The organism is Caballeronia sp., assembly GCF_049581465.1.
Lineage (GTDB): Bacteria > Pseudomonadota > Gammaproteobacteria > Burkholderiales > Burkholderiaceae > Caballeronia.
On the sequence record NZ_JBAUSA010000615.1, the window covers coordinates 1 to 1,600 of the forward strand.

General features: G+C 61.6%; 2 protein-coding genes. Both read left to right on the forward strand.

Annotation, left to right across the window (positions count from 1 at the left end):
- Positions 1 to 580, forward strand: a 580-nt coding sequence (locus WCA53_RS14970) for an ATP-binding cassette domain-containing protein (protein WP_423911593.1), incomplete at its 5' end; no start/stop codon positions are given.
- On the forward strand, positions 577 to 1,600 hold a 1,024-nt coding region (locus WCA53_RS14975), incomplete at its 3' end, for an HlyD family efflux transporter periplasmic adaptor subunit (protein ID WP_423911597.1). The genes WCA53_RS14970 and WCA53_RS14975, both read left to right, overlap by 4 nt.

Genomic DNA, 1,600 nt, shown 5'->3' on the forward strand with positions numbered 1-1,600 from the left:
GGTTTTCAGCGACGGCATTGACCTCTCGCAAATCGATCCGTCGGACTGGCGCGCCTCGGTAGGGTATGTCGCTCAGGACAGCCGCCTGTTCTATGGGTCGCTGCGCCAGAACGTGATGATCGGCCGGCCCGATGCATCGATTCACGAGCTGTTGCGCGTTGCCAAGCTCACCGGGGTGGACGGCATTGCAGCGGGCAGCCCGCACGGTTGGAACATGCAGATTGGTGAAAACGGCGATGGCTTGTCCGGTGGCCAACGTCAACTCGTGGCACTGGCCCGATCGCTGATCGCCCGTCCCAAGCTGCTGCTGATGGACGAGCCCACCAGCGCGATGGATACACAGACCGAAGCCGCGTTTATTCGCGATCTGGCGACCGCCACCGTTGGCACGACGCTGGTAGTCGTTACGCACCGGCCTTCGCTGTTGGCTCTGGTGGATCGCGTGATCGTAATCGACGGCGGGAAAGTCGTCACCGACGGCCCCAAGGAAACGGTGCTCGCGGCATTGCGCACGCCAGCGGTCACACAAACGACGCCGTCCAGCGATGAACCGGCCCGCATCACGAAGGAACAATCATGAGATCTCTTACCAAACTAGGCCGCTGGGTTCGCGGATTGACGCCTGCCGGCCGCCGCAAGAATGCCGCGCCGCGCATCCATCCCGCCCACGCCGCCTACATGAACGACCTGCGCGAATCCGCGCTTGCGCAGACCATTCCCGGCACGCTGGCTGTGCTGTATCTAGTTGCCGCCATCCTGGTCTGCGGGCTCGTTTGGGCGAAGTTTGCCCGCGTCGAGGAAATCACGCAGGGCCAGGGGAAGGTTATTCCTGTCAAACGCGAGCAGATCATTCAGAGTCTTGAAGGCGGCATTCTCTCCGACATGCGCGTGCATGAAGGCGATGTGGTCGAGAAGGGGCAATTGCTGCTCAACATTGACCCGAAGCGCGCCGATTCGAACTACGCGGAAGGTTACACGAAGCTGATCGGCCTGCGCGGCAAGGTAGCCCGGCTGAAAGCCGAAGCGTTTCATACGGCGCTTGTGTTTCCCGCCGATGTGCTCGCCGACAAGGCAGTCGTGCAAGCGGAGACGATGGCGTATCAGGCACGCCGTCGCGCCGTGGAGGACAGTGTCGCGTCGCTTCAGCGGAGCTACTCGCTGGCCATGAACGAGCTAAACATGACGGAGCCGCTTGCCAAGCGTGGTCTTATTTCGGAAACCGAAGTTCTTCGCATGAAGCGCAGCGCCAATGACCTCCAGTCGCAGATTGTGGAACGCCGCAACAAGTACCAGGCCGATGCCAACGACGAACTCTCGCGCCTGGAACTCGAACTCGCGCAGACGAAGGAAAACCTCGTGGGCCGCGCCGACGTGCTCAAGCGTACGACGGTGGTGGCTCCGGTCAAGGGCACCATCAAGGACATCAAGGTCACCACAGTGGGAGGCGTGATCCAGCCGGGTGCGCAGATCATGAGCATCGTGCCGTTCGCGGATCAGTTGATTGTCGAGGCGCATGTCAAGCCTTCCGATGTGGCCTTCCTCAAGCCTGGCCTCCCGGCGATGGTGAAGATCTCCGCGTACGACTTTGGTATCTACGGCG